This is a genomic window from Stenotrophomonas sp. GL_111 (assembly GCF_057835245.1).
This window is the reverse complement of the sequence record NZ_CM174421.1, coordinates 3,816,086-3,833,808: the sequence shown is the minus strand read 5'-3', so window position 1 is coordinate 3,833,808 and position 17,723 is coordinate 3,816,086. Positions and strand designations below refer to the sequence as shown.

Genomic DNA, 17,723 nt, shown 5'->3' with positions numbered 1-17,723 from the left:
GTGCTTCCTAGAAATCGTAACGGACGCTGAGACTATATTGGCGCGGCGGGCCGTAGAAACCGATCAGCGTGCCGACCGCCGGAATGTTGTAGCCGGTGGTCCGGTATTCCTTGTCGGCCAGGTTGGTGCCCTGCAGCGAGAAGGTCCAGGCATCGTCGAGTTTCCAGATCACCCCGGCATTGACCAGTCCGTAGCCATCCTGACGGATCACCGGGCTCAGGTCGGTGGTCGGCCACACTTCGCTTTGGTAGCTGTAGCTCACCCGGGCGGAGAGGTTGCCGCCGTTGGCCAGCTCGGTGCGGTACTCGACATTCACCGCACCCGAGAAGTCCGGTGCGTTGGTGAACTTCATCTTGTCGGCAACGTTGATGCCGCGGTCCATGTACTCGTCGTACTTGGTGTCCAGCCAGGCCAGGTTGCCGGAGATCAGCCAGTGTGCGCTGGGCAGGTACTGGTACTCGATTTCCAGGCCGTTGACGGTGCCGGAACCGGCATTGGTGAAGTCGCCGAAGAAGGCGTCATCGACGCCATCGCCATTGGTATCGATGCCGGTGAACACCGACAGCTGGATGTCCTTGTACTTGTTGTGGAAGGCCGACAGGTTCAGGAACAGGCGTTGATCGAGGAAGGCCATCTTGCTACCGACTTCGAAGCTGTCCACGGTTTCATCATCGAACGGCTCGGCCGAGCGCGGCACCGCCACGGCGTTGGCGCGGATGTTGTAGCCGCCCGACTTGAAGCCCCGCGTGGCCAACCCGTACACCATGATGTCCGGGGTGAGCTGGTAGTCCAGCGACACCTTCGGCGAAACGTTCTTGAAGTTGGTGGTCTTGTCGAAATCCGCAGCCACCGCGACCGGCCGGCTGAACGTCGCATCGGCGTAGAAACGGTTCAATACGATCGCGCGCTTGTCCTCGTCGGTGTAGCGGGCGCCGACGTCGAGCTTGAGTTTGTTGGTCAGGTCGAAGGTCCAATCGGCATACAGCGCGATACTGTCGGTCAGTACCTTGCCGCGGGTGTCGCCGAACTGCAGGTTGAAGAAGTTGTTGCGGATCTGTCCGCCGGCCTCACCGCTGAACTGGTACAGCCCGACCACGCCGCGCACACGGCCGCCGGCATCGTAGTTGAGCTGCACCTCGTTGCTGACCTGGTTGTCGGTGTAGGAACCGCCGACGTCGGCCAGCTTGACCGGCGTGCTGTCGAAGTCGATGTTGGCGTCGCTGTCCGATTCGCGCTTGGCCACCACGTATTTCAGTGCAACGTCTTCGTTGGGCCGCCAGTTCACCGTTGCCGAAGCACCCTTGGTCTCCACGCTGTTGAGGTTGCGCATGCCCGAGCGGATATCGTAGCGGTCATCCATCGGCGGATAGGCCGGGGTGAACGGATTGGGCGCCAGCATCTTCGAGCCGCGCATGCCGGATTGGTCGTCGATCCAGTCCAGCGCGAACTGCACGTCGAAATCGTCGCCCGCGTACGCGCCCAGGTTCAACCGCGCCGCATTGATCTGCTTGTCACTGACCGGCTGGCCGGTGAGCGTGTTCTCGCCGAAACCGTCGCGGTTCATGCTGGCCACCGCGACGCGTGCGCGCAGGCCGCTGTCGGGCCCGCCCAACGGGCCACCGATGGCCGCCTTGGCATCCAGCTGGCTGTAGTTGCCCACGGTGATCTGGGCGAAACCCTCGGTCTGGGTGGGCAGGCCCCGCGATATGTACTTGATCGCACCGCCGATGGTGTTCTTGCCATACAGCGTCCCCTGCGGACCGCGCAGCACCTCGATGCGCGACACGTCGAACACGTCCAGCAGCGCCCCCTGCGGGCGTGCGATGTAGACATCGTCCAGGTAGATGCCCACGCCCGGATCCGCCCCCCAGGTGGGATCGGACTGGCCAATGCCGCGGATATAGGCGGTGACCGTGCTGCTGGCGCCGCGCGCGGCGTAGATGGTCAGGTTGGGCACCTGTCCATCCAGGTCACTGATGTCCTGGATGTTCATTTTGTCCAGGGCTTCAGAGGTAAAGGCGGTGACGGCGACTGGCACCTCCTGCAGGGTTTCCTCGCGCTTGCGTGCGGTGACCGTGATGCTGTCCAGGTTGGTGGCCGAAGCGGTCTTGCCTGCCGCCGGTGCAGTGTGTGGCGCCTGCTGTGCCAGTACCGGCCCGGAGGCCAACAGCGCGCCGATCATCAGGCTCAAACAGTTCCGCTTCATTCGGTCCTCCCCCAAGGCATTGACGTTGCAGGTGGCCCAATGCCACCCATGGAGCCTAGGCTAGCGGTGCCGTGCAGCACCGGCGAGTGGACCTAGGTCCAGTCGGCAGCGGCCGCCAGATCCGGATACTGGGCGCCTCCTCACCCGGAAGCGCCGTATGTCGTTACTGATCGTACTTGCAGCGCTGGGCTTTCTCATCCTGGTGGCCTACCGCGGTTACAGCGTGATCCTGTTCGCGCCCATCGCCGCCCTCGGCGCGGTGCTGCTGACCGATCCCTCGCTGGTGGCACCGATGTTCACCGGCTTGTTCATGGACAAGATGGTCGGCTTCCTGAAGCTCTACTTCCCGGTGTTCCTGCTGGGCGCGGTGTTCGGCAAGCTGATCGAACTGTCCGGCTTCTCCCGCTCCATCGTCGGTGCGGCGATCCGGCTGTTCGGCCCGCAGCGGGCGATGCTGTCGATCGTGCTGGTATCGGGCCTGCTCACCTATGGCGGCGTGTCGTTGTTCGTGGTGGTGTTCGCGGTCTACCCGTTCGCGGCCGAGATGTTCCGCCAGAGTGACATCCCCAAGCGCTTGATTCCGGCCACGTTGGGGGTGGGCGGCTTCAGCTTCACCATGGACGCGTTGCCCGGTACGCCGCAGATCCAGAACATCATCCCGACCACGTTCTTCGGCACCGATACCTGGGCGGCGCCGGTGCTGGGCACGCTGGGCAGCCTCTTCGTGCTGGCGGTGGGCATGTCGTACCTGGAGTGGCGCCGTCGCGTTGCGCTGCGCAACGGCGAGGGCTACGGCGACCCGGCCACCCTGGTCAACGAGCCGGTACCGTTCACCGGCACGCATCTGGCGCACGCGGGCATTGCCGTGCTGCCGCTGCTGCTGGTGTTCGTCTCCAACAAGCTGCTCACGCTGGGCATGCCGCACTGGTATGGCAGCGCGCACAGTTTCGTGCCGTCGATCATGGGCAATGCCGCGCCCGTGGTACAGGACGTGGCGAAGATTGGGGCGATCTGGGCCGTGGTGGGGGCGCTGCTGGTCGGCATTCTGTCGGTCCTGGTGCTGGCCTGGCGCCCGGTGGTCACCCAGTTCGCCGAGGGCACCAGGACGGCGATCAGCGGTGCGGTGCTGGCGGCCATGAACACCGCGTCGGAATACGGCTTTGGTGCGGTGATCGCCGCATTGCCGGGTTTCATGGTGGTGGCCAATGCACTGGGCTCGATCAAGAATCCTTTGCTGCATGAAGCGGTCACGGTGACCGGCCTGGCCGGCGTCACCGGCTCCGCCTCGGGCGGCATGAGCATCGCGCTGGCCGCGATGTCGGAAACCTTCATCGCCAACGCGCAGGTCGCCGGCATTCCGATGGAGGTGTTGCATCGCGTTGCCGCGATGGCCTCCGGCGGCATGGACAGCCTGCCGCACAACGGTGCCGTCATCACCTTGCTGATGGTGACCGGCCTGACCCATCGCCAGGCTTACAAGGACATTTTCGCAGTGACCATCATCAAGACCCTCGCGGTGTTCGTGGTGATCGGTATCTATTACGCCACCGGCTGGGTTTGACAGCGGCGTCGCAGCACCCTCTGGAAGGCTGGTCCACGAGGATTCCCGGTATCCCTTCATCCACGACTCACACATGAGGATCTGGTCATGAAATCTGGAATCGATTCGATCAAGACGGCCATGCTGGTGCTGTGCACCTGGCTGGCGACGGCAGGCAGTGCCTTTGCAGCAAGCCCCACCGGACATTGGGATGTGGGGGTATTCGGCAATCTCTTCGGCGCCCGCGAGTACCAGGTATGGGTGCCGGCCGGCTATGAGGAAACGCAGCCGCTGCCCCTGCTGCTGGTGCTGCACGGCTGCGTCAACGGGCCCAACCTGATGGGCGAGGCCTCGGGCTTCAATGAGGTGGCCGACAGTGAAGGGTTCATCGTGGTGTACCCGCGCCAGAACGTCACCTCCAACCCTGCGCGCTGCTGGAACTGGCAGTTGCCGATCAACCAGGCGCGCGGCAGCGGCGAGGCTTCGATCCTGGCCGGGATCGTGGACAAGGTGAAGGCGGGTTACAGCGTCGATCCGCACCGGGTCTACGTCACCGGTATTTCCGCTGGCGGTGCGATGACCTCGATCATGCTGGCCTGCTATTCGGATGTGTTCGCCGCCGGCGCGATCCATTCCGGGGGCATGTACAAGGGCGCGACCACGATCTCCGGCAGCGCCTACGCATTGTTGGCCGGCAGCATCTACTCGCCGGACAGCAACGGCCGCCTGGCCTGGCAGTGCTCGGGCTCACCGTCGCCGCGGCCGATGCCGGTGCTGGTGTTCCATGGCAGCGCCGACGCCACGGTCAACCCGGTGAACGGACAGCAGGCGGTGCGCCAGTTCCTGCAGACCAATGACCTGGCCGACGATGGCCTGGACAACGACTCGGTGAAGTACGTGCCGACCAGCACCTTCAACGGCCAGGTACCGGGCGGGCGCGCCTATACGGTCGACACCTACACCTACGGTGGCAGGACACTGGCCCAGCATTACGTGGTGCAGGGCATGGGGCATGCCTGGAGCGGCAGCCAGTCCGGGTTGCCGTTCACCGATCCCAAGGGACCCGATGCGACCCTGATCACCTGGTTGTTCCTGAAGGACTACCAGCGCTGAGGGACTGAGTCGCCGGCCCGTTCAACGCCCGTGCGGGAGCTGACTGCTCGCGCACGGGCGTTTGGCGTTGCTGCCGGGAGAGAAGAAGGCTCGATCCCTCAGAACCGATAGCCCAGCTCGGCGCCCACGATCCGCGGCCGGTCGACCGGGCCGTAGTAGTTGCCGTCGCGGCCGAAGGCCAGGTTGTCGAAGATCAGCCCGTTGATGCGGCGCTTGTCGGTGAGGTTGTCGACGAACACGCGCGTGGTCCACGGGCCGCGCTCGTAGCCGAGCTGCACACCGATGATCGCCACCGCTGGCTGGAATGCGCGGTTGCGCTCATCCAGTGCCATGCGGCCATTGAACGCCGATTCCACCCGCGCGAATACCCCGGAGCGATGCTGATAGCGTGCGGCCAGGTAGCCGGTGTACTGCGGGGTCAGCTTGACCTTGTTGCCGGCCAGGCTCTGGTTGTTGCCGACCAGCAGCTTGCGGTACTCGGCATCCACGTAACCGGCATTGGCGGTCAGGGTCAGCCCGGGCAGCACCTGCAGCGCCCCTTCGATCTCCACGCCGCGTGAGCGGATCGATGCATCCGAGCCGACATAGTCCGAGGAGATCGGCCGCCCGTTGGCGTCGGTGGCCACCTGGATCTCCTGCCAGTTGTTGGAGTTGATCTGGAACACCGCACCGCCGATATGCCCGCGGCCACCGAGCACGCTCTGCTTGAAGCCCAGCTCATGGCTCCACATCATTTCCGATTCGTAGCGCAGCACCTTGTCGTTGACCACGTCGCTCTGCGCGGCGGCCAGGTTGAAGCCCCCGGGGATGTAGCCCTTGGCCGAGGCGGCGTAGAACGACAGCGTGTCCGAGGCGTCGTAACGCAGGGACACGCGCGGCAGGGTGGCGTTGAAGGTATGCGACAGCGCGGCATCGCGATAGAACACCTTGCCGCCCGGACCCAGGTCGAGCTCACCGGCGCTCTGGCGGGTCGAGCGCCGCGCCTGCTCGTAGCGCAGGCCGAGGCTGGCGGTGAGTTTGGGCAGCGCCGGCGGCGTATAGCTGAGCGTGCCGAAGGCGCTGTAGTCCTGGCCATCGGAACCCTGCAGCGGGGCCAGCACGTAGCTCTCCAGTCCACGCGTCGGTGCACCGACCAGCGTGCCCAGCACGGAGTCCTTGTGCACCCGGTAGGTGGAGATGCCGGTGATCCAGGTCAGCGCCTGTTCACTGGGCGAGGAGAAACGCAACTCGCCGTTCCAGTTGCGCTGCTGGTCATGGATGCGTCCGGCCAGCGCCGGGGTGGCGGTCATGTCGAAGTCGTAGCCGCCAGACGTGTCGCGCTGTTCGCGATACGACACCGCCGCGTCCAGGGTGCCATGTGCCAGCTGCCACTGCGCGCTGGCGCCGAGCACGTTCTCGGTCTTGCTGGTGCGCTTGGGCGCATCGTTGAGGTAGGTGAAATCTCCGGCACGGCGGCCGCCGTTGTACAGGTCCGCGTAGGTGCGGTTGTACAACCCGACATCCAGCGGCAGGTACTCGTACTCGAACATGCCCGGTGCCCGCGTGCCGAGGTGATAGGCGATCGCGTTCACCGACAGGTAATCGGTGGGCTCCCAGCGCAGCTTGCCCTGCACGTAGGTTTCCTGGACCTTGCCCTTGATGCCATTGAAGGGGGTGAGATTCTTCAGGTGGCTGTCTTCATCGGAGGTCATGAACGCCAGTGAGCCGAACAGGCGCTGGCTGTTGCCCAGTGCGCCGCCGAGGAAGCCGTCCAGGCTGCGGCCCGAGCCGTTGCCGAAGGTGGTGGCGCGCAGGTTGACCTCGCCTTCGGTGGTGGCTGACGGCGCGCGCGTGCGCACCAGCACCAGGCCCGACTCGCTGTTGGCGCCGTACAAGGTGCCTTGTGGGCCGCGCAGGATCTCCACCGACTCGACGTGGTTGAGCACGGCATTGCTCAGCTCGCGGAACGGGATGCCATCGATGTAGACCGACGCGCGGTTGACCAGGAACGGATTGGATTCGATGCCACGGATCGAAATGAACATGTCGCTGAGCTGGCCCATCACGTTGAACTTCACGTTGGGCGCGAGCTTGTCGAGATCGCGGAACTCGGTGACCCCGGCGTCCTTCAGCGCCTCGCGGTCGAGCACGGTGACCGAGATGTCGCTGCGCAGGTAGGGCGTATCGCGCTTGCTGCCGGTGACGACGATGCCATCCAGTTCGGTCGCCCTGGGTGTGGGCGCGTCCTGGGCGCGGGCCGGCATGGCCGACAACAGTTGCAGCGTGGCGACCACGGCGACGGCGAGTACAGCGTGTTTCACACAGAACCCCTTGGCGGTGGCGACGGGCGCCACCTTATCGAGAATGATTCCTGTATGTTATTGTGTAACAAATGGATGCCACCACTCCAATCCTGTGCCCACGGCTCCAAAACCGGAGATCCCTGCGATGCCCCCGTCCGACTCGCTGGCTGCACGCCTGGCTGCTGAGAACCACGGCGCGCTGGATGCCTGCGTCGGCAATGCCGATGGCTCGGTACTGCTGGTCCGGCATGGGTTTGCTGCCAGCGAAGGCCGCATGGGGGACGGTGGCGGCGTGCGCATCGGGTTGCTGACTGCGGGCGGGGGGCCGATGCTCCAGCGCACCGCACTGGGCCGTATCGAACGGCCGTGGTTGCCGGGACAGTTCAACGTGGTGCTGCCCGGGTGCGACGGTGAGTACCGCAGCCCGGCGCTGGAGCTGCTTGGGCTGGTGATCGACGCGCGGTACCTGGAACGCAGTGTGGCCCCCATGCGGCTGCAGGACCTGCATACGGCAGCGTCGGACCTGCAGCGCGATCCGGTGGTCGCCACGGTGCTGGCGGCACTGTGGCATTGCGCCGATGCCCATGCCGGGTCGGCCGCGTTCTTCGATCATGGCGTGGCGATCATTCTGCAACGCCTGAAGCAGATAGGCGATCACCCGGTGGCTGCCCCGCCAGCAACCCAGCCGCTTTCGGCGGCACGCCTGGCACGGGTGCGCGACTTCATCGACAGTCGCCTGGGCGAGGACATCAACGTGGCCCGCATGGCGCAGGAAGCGGGGCAGGACAGCAGCCGCTTCAGCCGCGGTTTCCGCCAGGCTACGGGCGTGACACCGTATGCCTACCTGACCCAACGCCGGATGCAGGCGGCAAAGAAACTGCTGGCGGCCGGACACGCGGTCACCGAGGTTGCACTGGCAATGGGCTATGCCAACCCAAGCAAATTCGCCGCCGCATTCCGTCGTGTCATCGGGCTGTCGCCAACGGCGTGGGGGCAGGCATCGGTGCATTCCAATGCGCATCCCAGGCCTGGAACATCAGCACCGGCCACAGGTGCGTGTGGTACTTGCGTTCGCCGGCGATGAACTGCCGCCACAGCGCGGTGATCACCGGCTCGTGGAAGATGCCACGCGCGCGCAGTCGTGCCGGATCGAGCAGGTCTTCGGCCCACTCGCGCATCGGGCCCCGCAGCCAACGCGAGACCGGCGCACCAAACCCTTTCTTCGGGCGATGGACCAGCTCGGCCGGCAGGTGCCGCTCAAGCAGACACTTGAGCACGTGCTTGAGTTCGCCGGCGCTGGCCTTGTGCTCGAACGGGGTTTCCCACGCCAACTGCACCATCGCCGGGTCCAGGAACGGGCTGTGCGCCTGCAGGCCGAGGGCCATGCAGCTGCGATCGACCTTGGTCATCAACCCCTCCGGCAGCTCCATCGACAGGTCCAGGAACAGCAGTTGCTCACCGGGATGGCCACTGCACAGCTGCGCGGCGGGCGTGCTGAACAGCGAGGTGGGTTCGACGCCCCCGATCACCGCCGCAGCCGGATCGCGCCAACGCGACACCCGCGACAGGTAGCTGTCGGCCAGGCTGCGGTTGCGCAGTTCGGCCAGCAGCGCCGGTACGCCGCCGAGCCGGGCGCGTTCCAGTGAACCGGTGCAGGCACGGCGTGCAAGCTGGCTGACAAAGCCGGGCATCCGTGCACCGAGACGTGCATTGCGCAGCGCACGCTGGTAGGCGGCATGGCCGAAGAACAGTTCATCGCCGCCGTCGCCGGTGAGCACGTGGGTGCTGTGTTGCCGGGCCAGCTCGGCGGCCAGCAGGGAGGGCACCTGCGAGGAATCCGCGTAGGGCTCGCAGAAGATGCCCGGCAGCCGTTGCACGATGGACGCCGCGACGCTGTCGCTGAGGCGCACCGCGGTGTTGTTCGCGCCGATGTGGCGAGCCACCCGCACTGCCCACGCGAGCTCATCGTGGTCCTCGTCCTCGAAGCCGATCGAGACCGTGTGGATCGGCGCCAGGCTCTGCCGTTGCAGCACCGAGGCGACCAGGCTGGAGTCGATGCCGCCGGACAGGAACGTACTGGTGCCGGCCGGAGCGCGCCGCGCGATGGCGCGCGCCAGGCCGCGCTCGATGCGGTCCATGGAATGGGCAAGATCGCCGCCGTGGCGGGTGGCCATGCCACGGCTGGCCGTGTCGTGCAGGCTCCAGTAGGTCTGCACCGGCGGTGGCCCGCTGGGCGCGTGCAACGCACTGGCACCCAGGCTCAGCAGCGATCCGGCCGGCAGCTTGTGGATGCCTTCGTAGATGCTCAACGGTGCCGGCACATAGCCGTAGCGCAGCAGTTGCACGACGGCGCCACGATGCACCTCCGGTGGCACCGGCGATGCGCGCACCAGCGCCTTGAGTTCGGAGGCGAAGCACAGGCCTCGCCGGTCCAGCCGATAGTACAGATCGGCCTGGCCCATGCGGTCTCGCACCAGGGACAGCCGGCCCAGCCGTGCATCCCAGATCGCTGCGCAGAAGGTACCGCTGCTCAGCTGCAGGGCGCGCAGGACACCGAATTCCTGCACCGCGAGCAGGAACTTCTCGAAGGGCAGCACCTGCGTGTTGATCTGCTCCACCGCGTCGATGGTGCCGGCCACGGCGACCAGGTAGCGGCGGTCGAAGGTCCACTCGATCGACGCCTGCAGCCGCAGCGCGTCACCGACGATGCCGATACCGACACCGGCACTGGCATCAAGACAGTACGCACTGCGTGCACCGCGGTGCGCGATGGCCTGTGTCAGCCCGGCCAGGCCATCGCGCAGGGCCACCTCGTCCAGGCCGGCCTGCGGCTGCCACTTTCCCGTCAATCCTGCCACGCCGTTCTCCGTTTTCGCGCTGGGCGCCGCCTGTACTGGCACACCAGGGTGGTGGCCGGCGGTCTGCCGTGGCCGCGCAGGTTGGGCAGGCCCGGTCGAGGCTGTGTCGAGCAATGATGGAGATCGCGTGGAGACGAATGGGCCGGCAGGCTGGCGTTCAAGTGGGCGTGGTCGGCGCTCGCTATCATCGGCGCACTTCCACTGGGCCCGACCCATGACTGTCCTCCACGGCACTGCCACGAACCCGTACCTGGTGGGACGACGCGCGATGATCGTCGAGGACGAGGCAGAGATCGCTGAGATCCTGCGCCGGTACCTGGAGCGCGCCGGGATGGTGTGCTGCCACGCGCTGCACGGCAGTGACGCGTTGGACCGCTCTGCCGCTTTTGACCCGGACGTGGTGATCCTGGACATCAACATGCCGGTGATGGACGGCTGGGCCTTCCTGGCCGACCTGCGCCGTGACACGCAGGTGCCGGTGATCGTGTTGACGGCGATGGATGGCGACGGCCACAAGCTGGCCGGGCTGGGCCTGGGGGCGGACGACTACGTGGTCAAGCCGTTCAATCCGGCCGAGGTGGTGGCGCGGGTCGCCGCCCTGCTGCGTCGTGCCGGCAGCCGCAGCGTAGCGGCGCAGGAGCGCGGCCTGAGCCTGGGTCGGCTGCGGATCAGCGACGATGCGCACAGCGCGCAGGTGCTCTGCGCCGACGGTGCGCACCTGCTGGTACTGACGCTCACCGAGTTCCGCCTGCTGCGTCACCTGGCGGCGCGGCCGAACCGGGTCTACAGCCGCGCCGAGCTCCTGGATGCCTGCTCGACCGACGCCCAGGCGCTGGAGCGCACCATCGACAGCCATGTCAGCAACCTGCGCCGCAAGCTCGAAGCGCTGGGGTTGTGTGGCGTACTGGAAGGCGTGCGTGGGGTCGGTTACCGCTACGGCGACGTGCGCTGATGGTCGCCTTCAGCCTGCGTACGATCATCGTGGCTTCGCTGGCGCTGACCACCATGGTGGTCACCTCCGGGGCGATCGTGTGGTCGCTGCTGTTCTATGGGATCACTGGTGACTACTACCCCGACCTGATCTCCGACAACATGATGCCGTCGCGGCTGGAATGGGGCTGGGTGGTGGTAACCGTGCTTGGCTCGGCTGGCTTCACCGCGCTGGTGGCGATGCGGTTGTCGCGGCGCCTGCTGGTGCCGTTGAACTCGGTGGCGGTGGGGCTGCGTGAACTGGCCCAGGGCAACTTCAAGGCGCGCGCGGTGGTGGCGGACCGTTCGATGGGCGAAGCGACGCTGCTGGTTGCCGACTTCAATGGCACGGCGCGCCGGCTGGAGTCGGCCGAGGCCGATCGCGCGTTCTGGAACGCGGCGATCGCCCACGAACTGCGCACCCCGCTGACCATCCTGCGCGGCAAGCTGCATGGTCTGGCCGATGGCGTGTACCAGCCCGATGCCGCCTGCCTGACCAGCCTGCTGGCGCAGGTGGAAGGACTGAACCGGCTGGTGGAAGACCTGCGCCTGCTCAGCCTGCAGGACAGCCACAACCTGCGCCTGCATTGTGAGCACCTGCCGCTGGCCGAACTCGTCGATGGCGTGGCCGAGGCACTGGGCGAAGGGTTGGCGGCGGCGGGGTTCCAGCTGCAGGTGCAGGCATCACCGGCACTGGTGCACTGCGACCGCGTCCGTATGCGCCAGGCGTTGTATGCGCTGCTGGAGAACGTCCGTGTGCACGCCGACCCCGGGCCGGTGCTGGTGCAGGCGGCGTGCTTCCCCGACTACTGCCAGATCGAGGTCCGTGATGCCGGGCCGGGCATCGATGAAGCGCAGGTACAGCGGCTGTTCGAGCCGTTCGAGCGCGGCGGGATCCTGGGCAGCACCCGCCCGCGCGGCACCGGGCTCGGGTTGCCGGTGGTACGGGCAATCGCGCGCGCGCACGGGGGCGAGTTGAGCGGTCATCGGCAGCCCACGGGCGGCTCGGTATTCCGGATCCGCTGGCCGCAGTAGCGCGGCCTACGCTGAACCCGGTCAGGAATCTGTCCTCAACATCGCCGCGCCAAGGCCGTTATCCAGCCCTGTACCGCAATGGAGTGCGTGTTGCCGTAGTGGCGCCTGACCGCGTCCGCTGACCCGTACTTTTTCCGGAACCGCCCCCATGCCTGCGTCCCGCTCTTCTGCCGCCAAGCGTCCCGGCAGCATCGCCCATCGGCTGATGCTGGGTACCGCCTTGATCGCCATGCTCTGCTTCGGTGTCACCGCCGCCATCAGCTACCACGAGGCCAGCCAGGCGCTGGTCGAGTCCTCGCGCCGCACCATGCAGAGCCAGGCCGACGCCGAGGCGCGCCGGGTGGGTGCCGAGCTGGCCAGTGCCTTCGCCACCAGCCAGGCGCTGGCCGACAGCCTGGTGGTGCAGCATGCCGCCGGCACGTTGTCGCGCGAGACCGCCGCACAGGTGCTGCAGCAGCAGCTGCACAGCCACCCGGAGTGGGTCGGCATGGGCACGCTGTGGGAGCCGCAGGCCTTCGATGGCAAGGACGCGGCGTTTGTCGATGCCGCTGCGCACGATGCCACCGGCCGCTTCATGAGCTACTGGTCCTGGCAGGACGGCGCGCCGGTGCAGGACGTGCTCAAGGGCTACGACGTGCCCGGCGATGGTGACTGGTACCTGCGCCCGCGTGCGTTGAAGCGGCAGACCGTGGCCGAACCGTACCGCTATGAAATCGCCGGCAAGCCGGTGCTGATGACCACGCTGTCCACGCCGGTGCTGGACCAGGGCGCGTTCCTGGGCGCGGTCACCGTGGATTTCGGCCTGGCCGCGTTGCAGCAGCGGCTGGCCGAGCTGCGCCCGATGGGCGAGGGCCGGGTCGAACTGATCTCGCCGGGTGGCATCGTGCTGGCCGCGCAGGATCCGCAGGAGATCGGCAAACGCCGCGACGATGCGGCCACCCGCGCGATCCTGGCGGCGGTCGGCGCGGACAAGCCGTATGAAGACTTCAACGTGGATGCGGCCGGCAAGGTGAAGGCCTACGTGCCGCTGCGCATCGGCAACAGCCAGGAGCGCTTCGCACTGGGCGTGGTGGTGCCGCATGCCCTGATCATCGCGCAGGCACGCGAGCTGCTGTGGATCATCCTGGCAGTGGGCCTGGGCGCGGCGCTGGTGCTCAGTGCCAGCGTCTACGTGCTGCTGCGCCGGCAGGCGATCCGCCCGCTGGCCGATGCGGTGCAATTGTCGGTGGAGGTGGCCGAAGGCCGCCTGGACACACCGCTGCCGCCATCGCGCAACGACGAAGTGGGCCGCCTGCTGGAGGCGATGCAGCGCATGCGCGGCCAGCTGCAGGCGGTGATGGCGGCGCAGTCGGACATGGCGCAGCGCCACGACGCAGGTGAACTGAGCTACCGCATGGACGCGGCGGCGTTCCCGGGCGCCTACGGTCGCATGGTGGAAGACAGCAACCAGCTGGTGGGGGCCAACATCGCCGTCACCCGGCGCCTGGTTGAAGTGATGCAGCGCTATGCGGTCGGCGACCTGTCCCAGGACATGGACCGCCTGCCCGGCGAACAGTCCGCGTTCACCGCGGCGATGGATACCACCAAGGCCAACCTGCGTGCGATCAACACCCAGATCCGCGACCTGGCCGGCGCGGCGGCGCTGGGCGATTTCAGCCAGCGCGGGGATGTGGTGCGCTTCGACCACGACTTCCGCGCGATGGTGGAGAACCTCAACACCATGATGCAGGTCAGCGACGACAACCTGCAGCAGATCTCCGCGTTGCTGCGTGCGATCGCCGCCGGCGACCTCACCGCGCGCATGCACGGTGAATTCCACGGTGTGTTCGCGCGCATGCGTGACGATGCCGATACCACGGTGACCCAGCTGACCGACATCGTCGGACGCATCCAGCAGGCCACCGCCAGCATCAATCTGGCGGCCGGCGAGATCGCCTCGGGCAACAGCGACCTGTCGCGGCGCACCGAGCAGCAGGCGGCCAGCCTGGAAGAAACCGCCGCTTCGATGGAAGAGTTGACCTCCACCGTGCGCCAGAATGCCGATCACGCGGTGCAGGCCAACCAGCTCGCCGCCGGCGCGGCCGAGGTGGCCTCGCAGGGCGGGCAGGTGGTCAGCCAGGTGGTCACCACCATGGCCGGCATCGAGGCCTCGTCCAAGCGCATCGCCGAGATCATCTCGGTGATCGATGGCATCGCCTTCCAGACCAACATCCTGGCCCTGAATGCGGCCGTGGAAGCGGCGCGGGCCGGTGAGCAGGGCCGCGGCTTCGCCGTGGTCGCCTCGGAAGTGCGCGCGCTGGCACAGCGCTCGGCCGGTGCGGCCAAGGAAATCAAGACGCTGATCGATGACTCGGTCGGCCAGGTCAACGCCGGCTCGGCGCTGGTCCACACCGCAGGCCGCACCATGGAAGAGATCGTCACCGGCGTGCGCCGGGTCAACGACATCATGGCCGAGATCTCCGCGGCGTCGAAGGAACAGTCGGCCGGTATCGAACAGGTCAACCAGACCATCACCCAGATGGATGAAACCACCCAGCAGAATGCCGCGCTGGTGGAAGAAGCCACCGCGGCGGCGCGGGCGATGGAAGAGCAGGCCCAGCACCTGGGTACGGCCGTGGCCAGCTTCCGTACCAGTGCCGGGCCGGGCAAGGCCGCATCGGCCAGCCCGCGTGGCAACCCGGTGCCACGGACACCGGTGGCGGCACGCAGCACGTTGCGTGAACCGGCAACGGCCTTGGCGGGTGACGACTGGCAGACGTTCTGAAGCAGGTACGATGGGGGTCGTTTCACCGGCAATTCACCGCTGAAAAGAGCTAATCCCCTGCATCTCGTGTTCCCGGTGACGGCATGACCGCACGCTCCGACCGCCTTGGCCTGGCTGCATTGACCGCCCTGGTGGTGGGGTCGATGATCGGGGCGGGCATCTTCTCGCTGCCGCAGAACATCGCGCGCAGCGCCAGCCCCGGCGTGGCGCTGATTGGTTGGGCGATCAGCGGGCTGGGCATGCTGATGCTGGCCTTCGTGTTCCAGAACCTGGCCAACCGCAAGCCCGAGCTGGATGCGGGCATCTACGCCTACGCCAAGGCCGGGTTCGGCGACTACATCGGGTTTTCCTCGGCGTGGGGCTACTGGGTGTGCTCGCTGCTGGGCAACGTCAGCTACTTCGTGCTGATCTTCAGCGGGCTGGGCTACTTCGTGCCGGCCTTCGGCGAAGGCAACACCTGGCAGGCGGTGGCCTGCGCTTCGGTGCTGCTGTGGGGCATGCACGCGATGATCCTGCGCGGCATCCGCGAGGCGGCGCTGGTCAATGCGGTGGTGACGGTGGCCAAGATCGTGCCGATCGTGGTGTTCCTGATCATCGCTGCAGTGGGTTTCAAGGCGGACATCTTCACCGGTGAATTCTGGGGCACGCTGGAGCTGGGCAGCTTCGGCGAGCAGTTGCGCGGGATGATGCTGATCACCGTATGGGTGTTCATCGGCATTGAAGGCGCCAGCATCTATTCGCGGCGCGCCGGCAAGCGGGCCGACGTGGGCCGTGCCACCGTGATCGGTTTCCTGTGCGTGTTGGCGCTGCTGATGCTGGTCAACCTGCTGTCGATGGGGGTGCTGCACCAGAGCGAACTTGCCCATGCGCGCAATCCGTCGATGGCGTTCGTACTGGAGGCCATCGTTGGCCCGTGGGGCGCCACCTTGATCATCATCGGCATGATCGTGTCGGTGATGGGCGCGCTGCTGGCCTGGGTGCTGCTGTGCGCCGAGGTGCTGCATGCCGCGGCCGGTGACGGCACGATGCCCGCCTTCCTGGCGCGGCAGAACGCCAACGATGTACCGGCCAACGCGCTGTGGCTGACCAACGGGCTGATCCAGCTGTTCCTGGTGATCACGCTGTTCAGTGCCAGCACCTACACCACACTCGTGCTGCTGGGTGCGTCGATGAGCCTGGTGCCGTATCTGTTCTCGGCCGGCTACGGGGTGCTGATCGCCTGGCGCGGCGAAGGCTACGCGCCCGGCGCACCACAACGACCACGCGACCTGCTGGTGGCGGCAGTGGCCACGTTGTATGCGCTGTGGCTGGTGTACGCAGGCGGGGTATCGCAGGTGCTGTTGTCGGCGCTGCTGTATGCGCCGGGCATGGCGATGTTCGCCATCGCCAAGCGCCAGCATGGGCAGGCGGTATTCAGCCCGGTGGAACGGGTGATCGCGGTGGCGGTGCTGGTGGTGGCGCTGACGGCGTTGTGGGGGCTGTGGCACGGCACGCTGCATCTGGGGTGATGGGCGGGTGCTGCAGTGCGTGTCCTATTCCTGCGGGTCAGGCGCGCGGCGCTGCCCGGCCACCAGTTCGGTGAGCAGGTCGATCTGCCGCTGCTGTTGTTCAAGGATGCGCAGCAGGGTGTCGTGGCTGACGGTGTCCACTTTCTCGTGCAGCGACATGATCTCCAGTTCGGCCTTGAGGTTCACTTCATAGTCGTAGCTGGCCATCTGGCGGTCCTTCGCGGACTGCCGGTTCTGGCTCATCATGATGACCGGGGCCTGCAGGGCGGCGAGCATGGAGAGCATGAGGTTGAGGAAGATGTAGGGATAGGGGTCGAACGCGGTGGCGCCGAGGATTTCGCTGTTGAGCACGACCCAGATCAGCAGGGCGGCGCCGAACAGGAGGATGAAGTTCCAGGAGCCGCCGAAGCGGGCGACCTGGTCGGCGAGGCGTTCGCCGAAGGTGGACTGTTCGGCCAGGCGCTGGTTGGGGTCGTCGATGACGGCCTGGCGCCCGATCACGCGCCGCGCGACGGCATCCAGGTCATGGGTCTGCCGGCCGAGCCAGCGGGCGGCTTTTTCTATGCGGTCGTTGTTGGAGGTGCTGGTGGGCATGCGCGGATTCCGTGGACGGTTCACCGGCAGCGTGCGGGCAGCGGGGGCAAGGCGCAGTGAGGGCACAGGTAGAGCCACGCCATGCGTGGCTGCTCTTGCTCATGGTGCCGACAAAAGTTCCTTCTCCCATTTGCGGAAAAGCCCACGGGGCATTTTTCCGTGGCAGGCCCTGCGGTGCAGGCTGGGGTGGCGCGGGCCCCAACGCTCGCCTCACATCCGGAACGAATCCGAAGCTGTTGACCTGGGCGTGATGCGCCCCTCCAAAGGGAGAAGAACAAAAAAAAGCCCGATCAATGACCGGGCCTTTTTGCAGCACAGAACGCGGGACTTACCAGCGCATACCGGCGAAGGGGTTCCAGCTGGTGTCGCCCTGGGTCTTCTCGCGGTAGTAGTTGTAGTTGGTGGTCAGCGCGATCAGCAGCTGCCAGGCAATGCCGATGCCGCGGCCGATGGCATCGGGCAGGAAGGCGAGCACGATCATCAGCACGACGGTGATGCCGATGATGGTCAGTGCCTTGCGCCACATGCCCAGGATGAACATGTAGATCGGGCCGAAGAACAGCGCGAAGAAGTTGAAGTTGACCTTCAACTTGTCGCCGAACGGCAGGGCCTTGTACGCCGCCTTGAAGGCCGGGGTATTCGGGGCGCCGTGCTGGTTGAAGAAGTTGAAGCGGAACTGCCACTTCGGGCTGAGGGAGGAGGTTGTTGTGGAATCCATGTCCGTAGAGTTTGTGTGTAAACGGTTACATGATAGCCGCCACGTCTCAATGACTGCCAGTTTCCCGTCGCGTTGCGCTGGCTTTTTGTCACTTCGCAAGGCCCGTCACACATTTGCCTTCGAATTGATATAGGGT

General features: G+C 66.4%; 12 protein-coding genes. 7 read left to right on the top strand and 5 right to left on the bottom strand.

The genetic code is table 11. The features are described 5' to 3' along the window. Nucleotides 1-7 precede the first annotated feature (7 nt). On the bottom strand, nucleotides 8-2,206 hold the full coding sequence (locus tag AC3IPM_RS17025) for a TonB-dependent receptor (RefSeq protein WP_489301428.1): 2,199 nt from the start codon (nucleotides 2,204-2,206) through the stop codon (nucleotides 8-10). 157 nt (nucleotides 2,207-2,363) lie between these two features. Here AC3IPM_RS17025 and AC3IPM_RS17020 point away from each other — a divergent pair, with 157 nt between their 5' ends. Both AC3IPM_RS17020 and AC3IPM_RS17015 read left to right on the top strand, forming a co-directional pair. Further along, entirely contained in the window at nucleotides 2,364-3,767 is a 1,404-nt protein-coding gene (locus AC3IPM_RS17020) for a GntP family permease (protein ID WP_489301427.1), read from the top strand. 87 nt (nucleotides 3,768-3,854) lie between these two features. Then, nucleotides 3,855-4,859 (top strand): extracellular catalytic domain type 1 short-chain-length polyhydroxyalkanoate depolymerase, encoded by a 1,005-nt coding sequence (locus AC3IPM_RS17015; RefSeq protein WP_489301426.1) that lies wholly within the window; start codon nucleotides 3,855-3,857, stop codon nucleotides 4,857-4,859. 98 nt (nucleotides 4,860-4,957) lie between these two features. Here AC3IPM_RS17015 and AC3IPM_RS17010 read toward each other — a convergent pair whose 3' ends face one another. Continuing rightward, nucleotides 4,958-7,159: a TonB-dependent receptor gene (locus AC3IPM_RS17010; protein WP_489301425.1), complete on the bottom strand. Its 2,202-nt coding sequence runs from the start codon at nucleotides 7,157-7,159 to the stop codon at nucleotides 4,958-4,960. Nucleotides 7,160-7,286: 127 nt separating this feature from the next. On the opposite strand from AC3IPM_RS17010, the gene AC3IPM_RS17005 reads away from it, so the two are divergent. Beyond that, on the top strand, nucleotides 7,287-8,225 hold the full coding sequence (locus tag AC3IPM_RS17005; RefSeq protein ID WP_489301424.1) for a helix-turn-helix transcriptional regulator: 939 nt from the start codon (nucleotides 7,287-7,289) through the stop codon (nucleotides 8,223-8,225). On the opposite strand, the gene AC3IPM_RS17000 is transcribed toward AC3IPM_RS17005, so the two are convergent. Then, nucleotides 8,107-9,999, bottom strand: coding sequence for an asparagine synthase (locus tag AC3IPM_RS17000; protein WP_489301423.1), 1,893 nt, complete (start codon nucleotides 9,997-9,999; stop codon nucleotides 8,107-8,109). The two genes, AC3IPM_RS17005 and AC3IPM_RS17000, sit on opposite strands and share 119 nt — an antisense overlap. 214 nt (nucleotides 10,000-10,213) lie before the next feature. Between AC3IPM_RS17000 and AC3IPM_RS16995 the strand changes: the two genes are divergently transcribed. The 4 genes from AC3IPM_RS16995 to arcD all read left to right on the top strand — a co-directional run bounded on the left by AC3IPM_RS16995 (nucleotide 10,214) and on the right by arcD (nucleotide 16,275). Beyond that, nucleotides 10,214-10,951 (top strand): response regulator, encoded by a 738-nt coding sequence (locus AC3IPM_RS16995; RefSeq protein WP_489301422.1) that lies wholly within the window; start codon nucleotides 10,214-10,216, stop codon nucleotides 10,949-10,951. Next, complete coding sequence (locus AC3IPM_RS16990; RefSeq protein WP_489301421.1) at nucleotides 10,951-12,003, top strand: ATP-binding protein; 1,053 nt, start codon at nucleotides 10,951-10,953, stop codon at nucleotides 12,001-12,003. Before AC3IPM_RS16995 ends, AC3IPM_RS16990 begins: the two co-directional genes overlap by 1 nt. 148 nt (nucleotides 12,004-12,151) lie before the next feature. Next, a complete protein-coding gene (locus AC3IPM_RS16985; protein WP_489301420.1) occupies nucleotides 12,152-14,767 on the top strand; it encodes a methyl-accepting chemotaxis protein in 2,616 nt (871 codons plus the stop codon). Between the two features lie 83 nt (nucleotides 14,768-14,850). After that, nucleotides 14,851-16,275 carry an arginine-ornithine antiporter gene (gene arcD, locus AC3IPM_RS16980; protein ID WP_489301419.1) on the top strand — a complete coding sequence of 475 codons (1,425 nt, stop codon included), beginning with the start codon at nucleotides 14,851-14,853 and terminating at the stop codon, nucleotides 16,273-16,275. Between the two features lie 24 nt (nucleotides 16,276-16,299). On the opposite strand, the gene AC3IPM_RS16975 is transcribed toward arcD, so the two are convergent. Then, nucleotides 16,300-16,869, bottom strand: a complete 570-nt coding sequence (locus AC3IPM_RS16975) for a DUF1003 domain-containing protein (protein WP_489301418.1) — start codon at nucleotides 16,867-16,869, stop codon at nucleotides 16,300-16,302. Nucleotides 16,870-17,197: 328 nt separating this feature from the next. After that, nucleotides 17,198-17,587 (bottom strand): DUF2628 domain-containing protein, encoded by a 390-nt coding sequence (locus tag AC3IPM_RS16970; RefSeq protein WP_489301417.1) that lies wholly within the window; start codon nucleotides 17,585-17,587, stop codon nucleotides 17,198-17,200. Nucleotides 17,588-17,723: the final 136 nt, after the last annotated feature.

What these genes read in the sequence shown, in the direction of transcription:
- AC3IPM_RS16985 (WP_489301420.1), top strand. Translation starts at nt 12,152, where the DNA reads ATGCCTGCGTCCCGCTCTTCTGCCGCCAAGCGTCCCGGCAGCATCGCC.
- AC3IPM_RS17025 (WP_489301428.1), bottom strand. Translation starts at nt 2,206, where the DNA reads ATGAAGCGGAACTGTTTGAGCCTGATGATCGGCGCGCTGTTGGCCTCC.
- AC3IPM_RS16990 (WP_489301421.1), top strand. Translation starts at nt 10,951, where the DNA reads ATGGTCGCCTTCAGCCTGCGTACGATCATCGTGGCTTCGCTGGCGCTG.
- AC3IPM_RS17005 (WP_489301424.1), top strand. Translation starts at nt 7,287, where the DNA reads ATGCCCCCGTCCGACTCGCTGGCTGCACGCCTGGCTGCTGAGAACCAC.
- AC3IPM_RS16970 (WP_489301417.1), bottom strand. Translation starts at nt 17,587, where the DNA reads ATGGATTCCACAACAACCTCCTCCCTCAGCCCGAAGTGGCAGTTCCGC.
- AC3IPM_RS16995 (WP_489301422.1), top strand. Translation starts at nt 10,214, where the DNA reads ATGACTGTCCTCCACGGCACTGCCACGAACCCGTACCTGGTGGGACGA.
- AC3IPM_RS17015 (WP_489301426.1), top strand. Translation starts at nt 3,855, where the DNA reads ATGAAATCTGGAATCGATTCGATCAAGACGGCCATGCTGGTGCTGTGC.
- AC3IPM_RS16975 (WP_489301418.1), bottom strand. Translation starts at nt 16,869, where the DNA reads ATGCCCACCAGCACCTCCAACAACGACCGCATAGAAAAAGCCGCCCGC.
- AC3IPM_RS17020 (WP_489301427.1), top strand. Translation starts at nt 2,364, where the DNA reads ATGTCGTTACTGATCGTACTTGCAGCGCTGGGCTTTCTCATCCTGGTG.
- arcD (WP_489301419.1), top strand. Translation starts at nt 14,851, where the DNA reads ATGACCGCACGCTCCGACCGCCTTGGCCTGGCTGCATTGACCGCCCTG.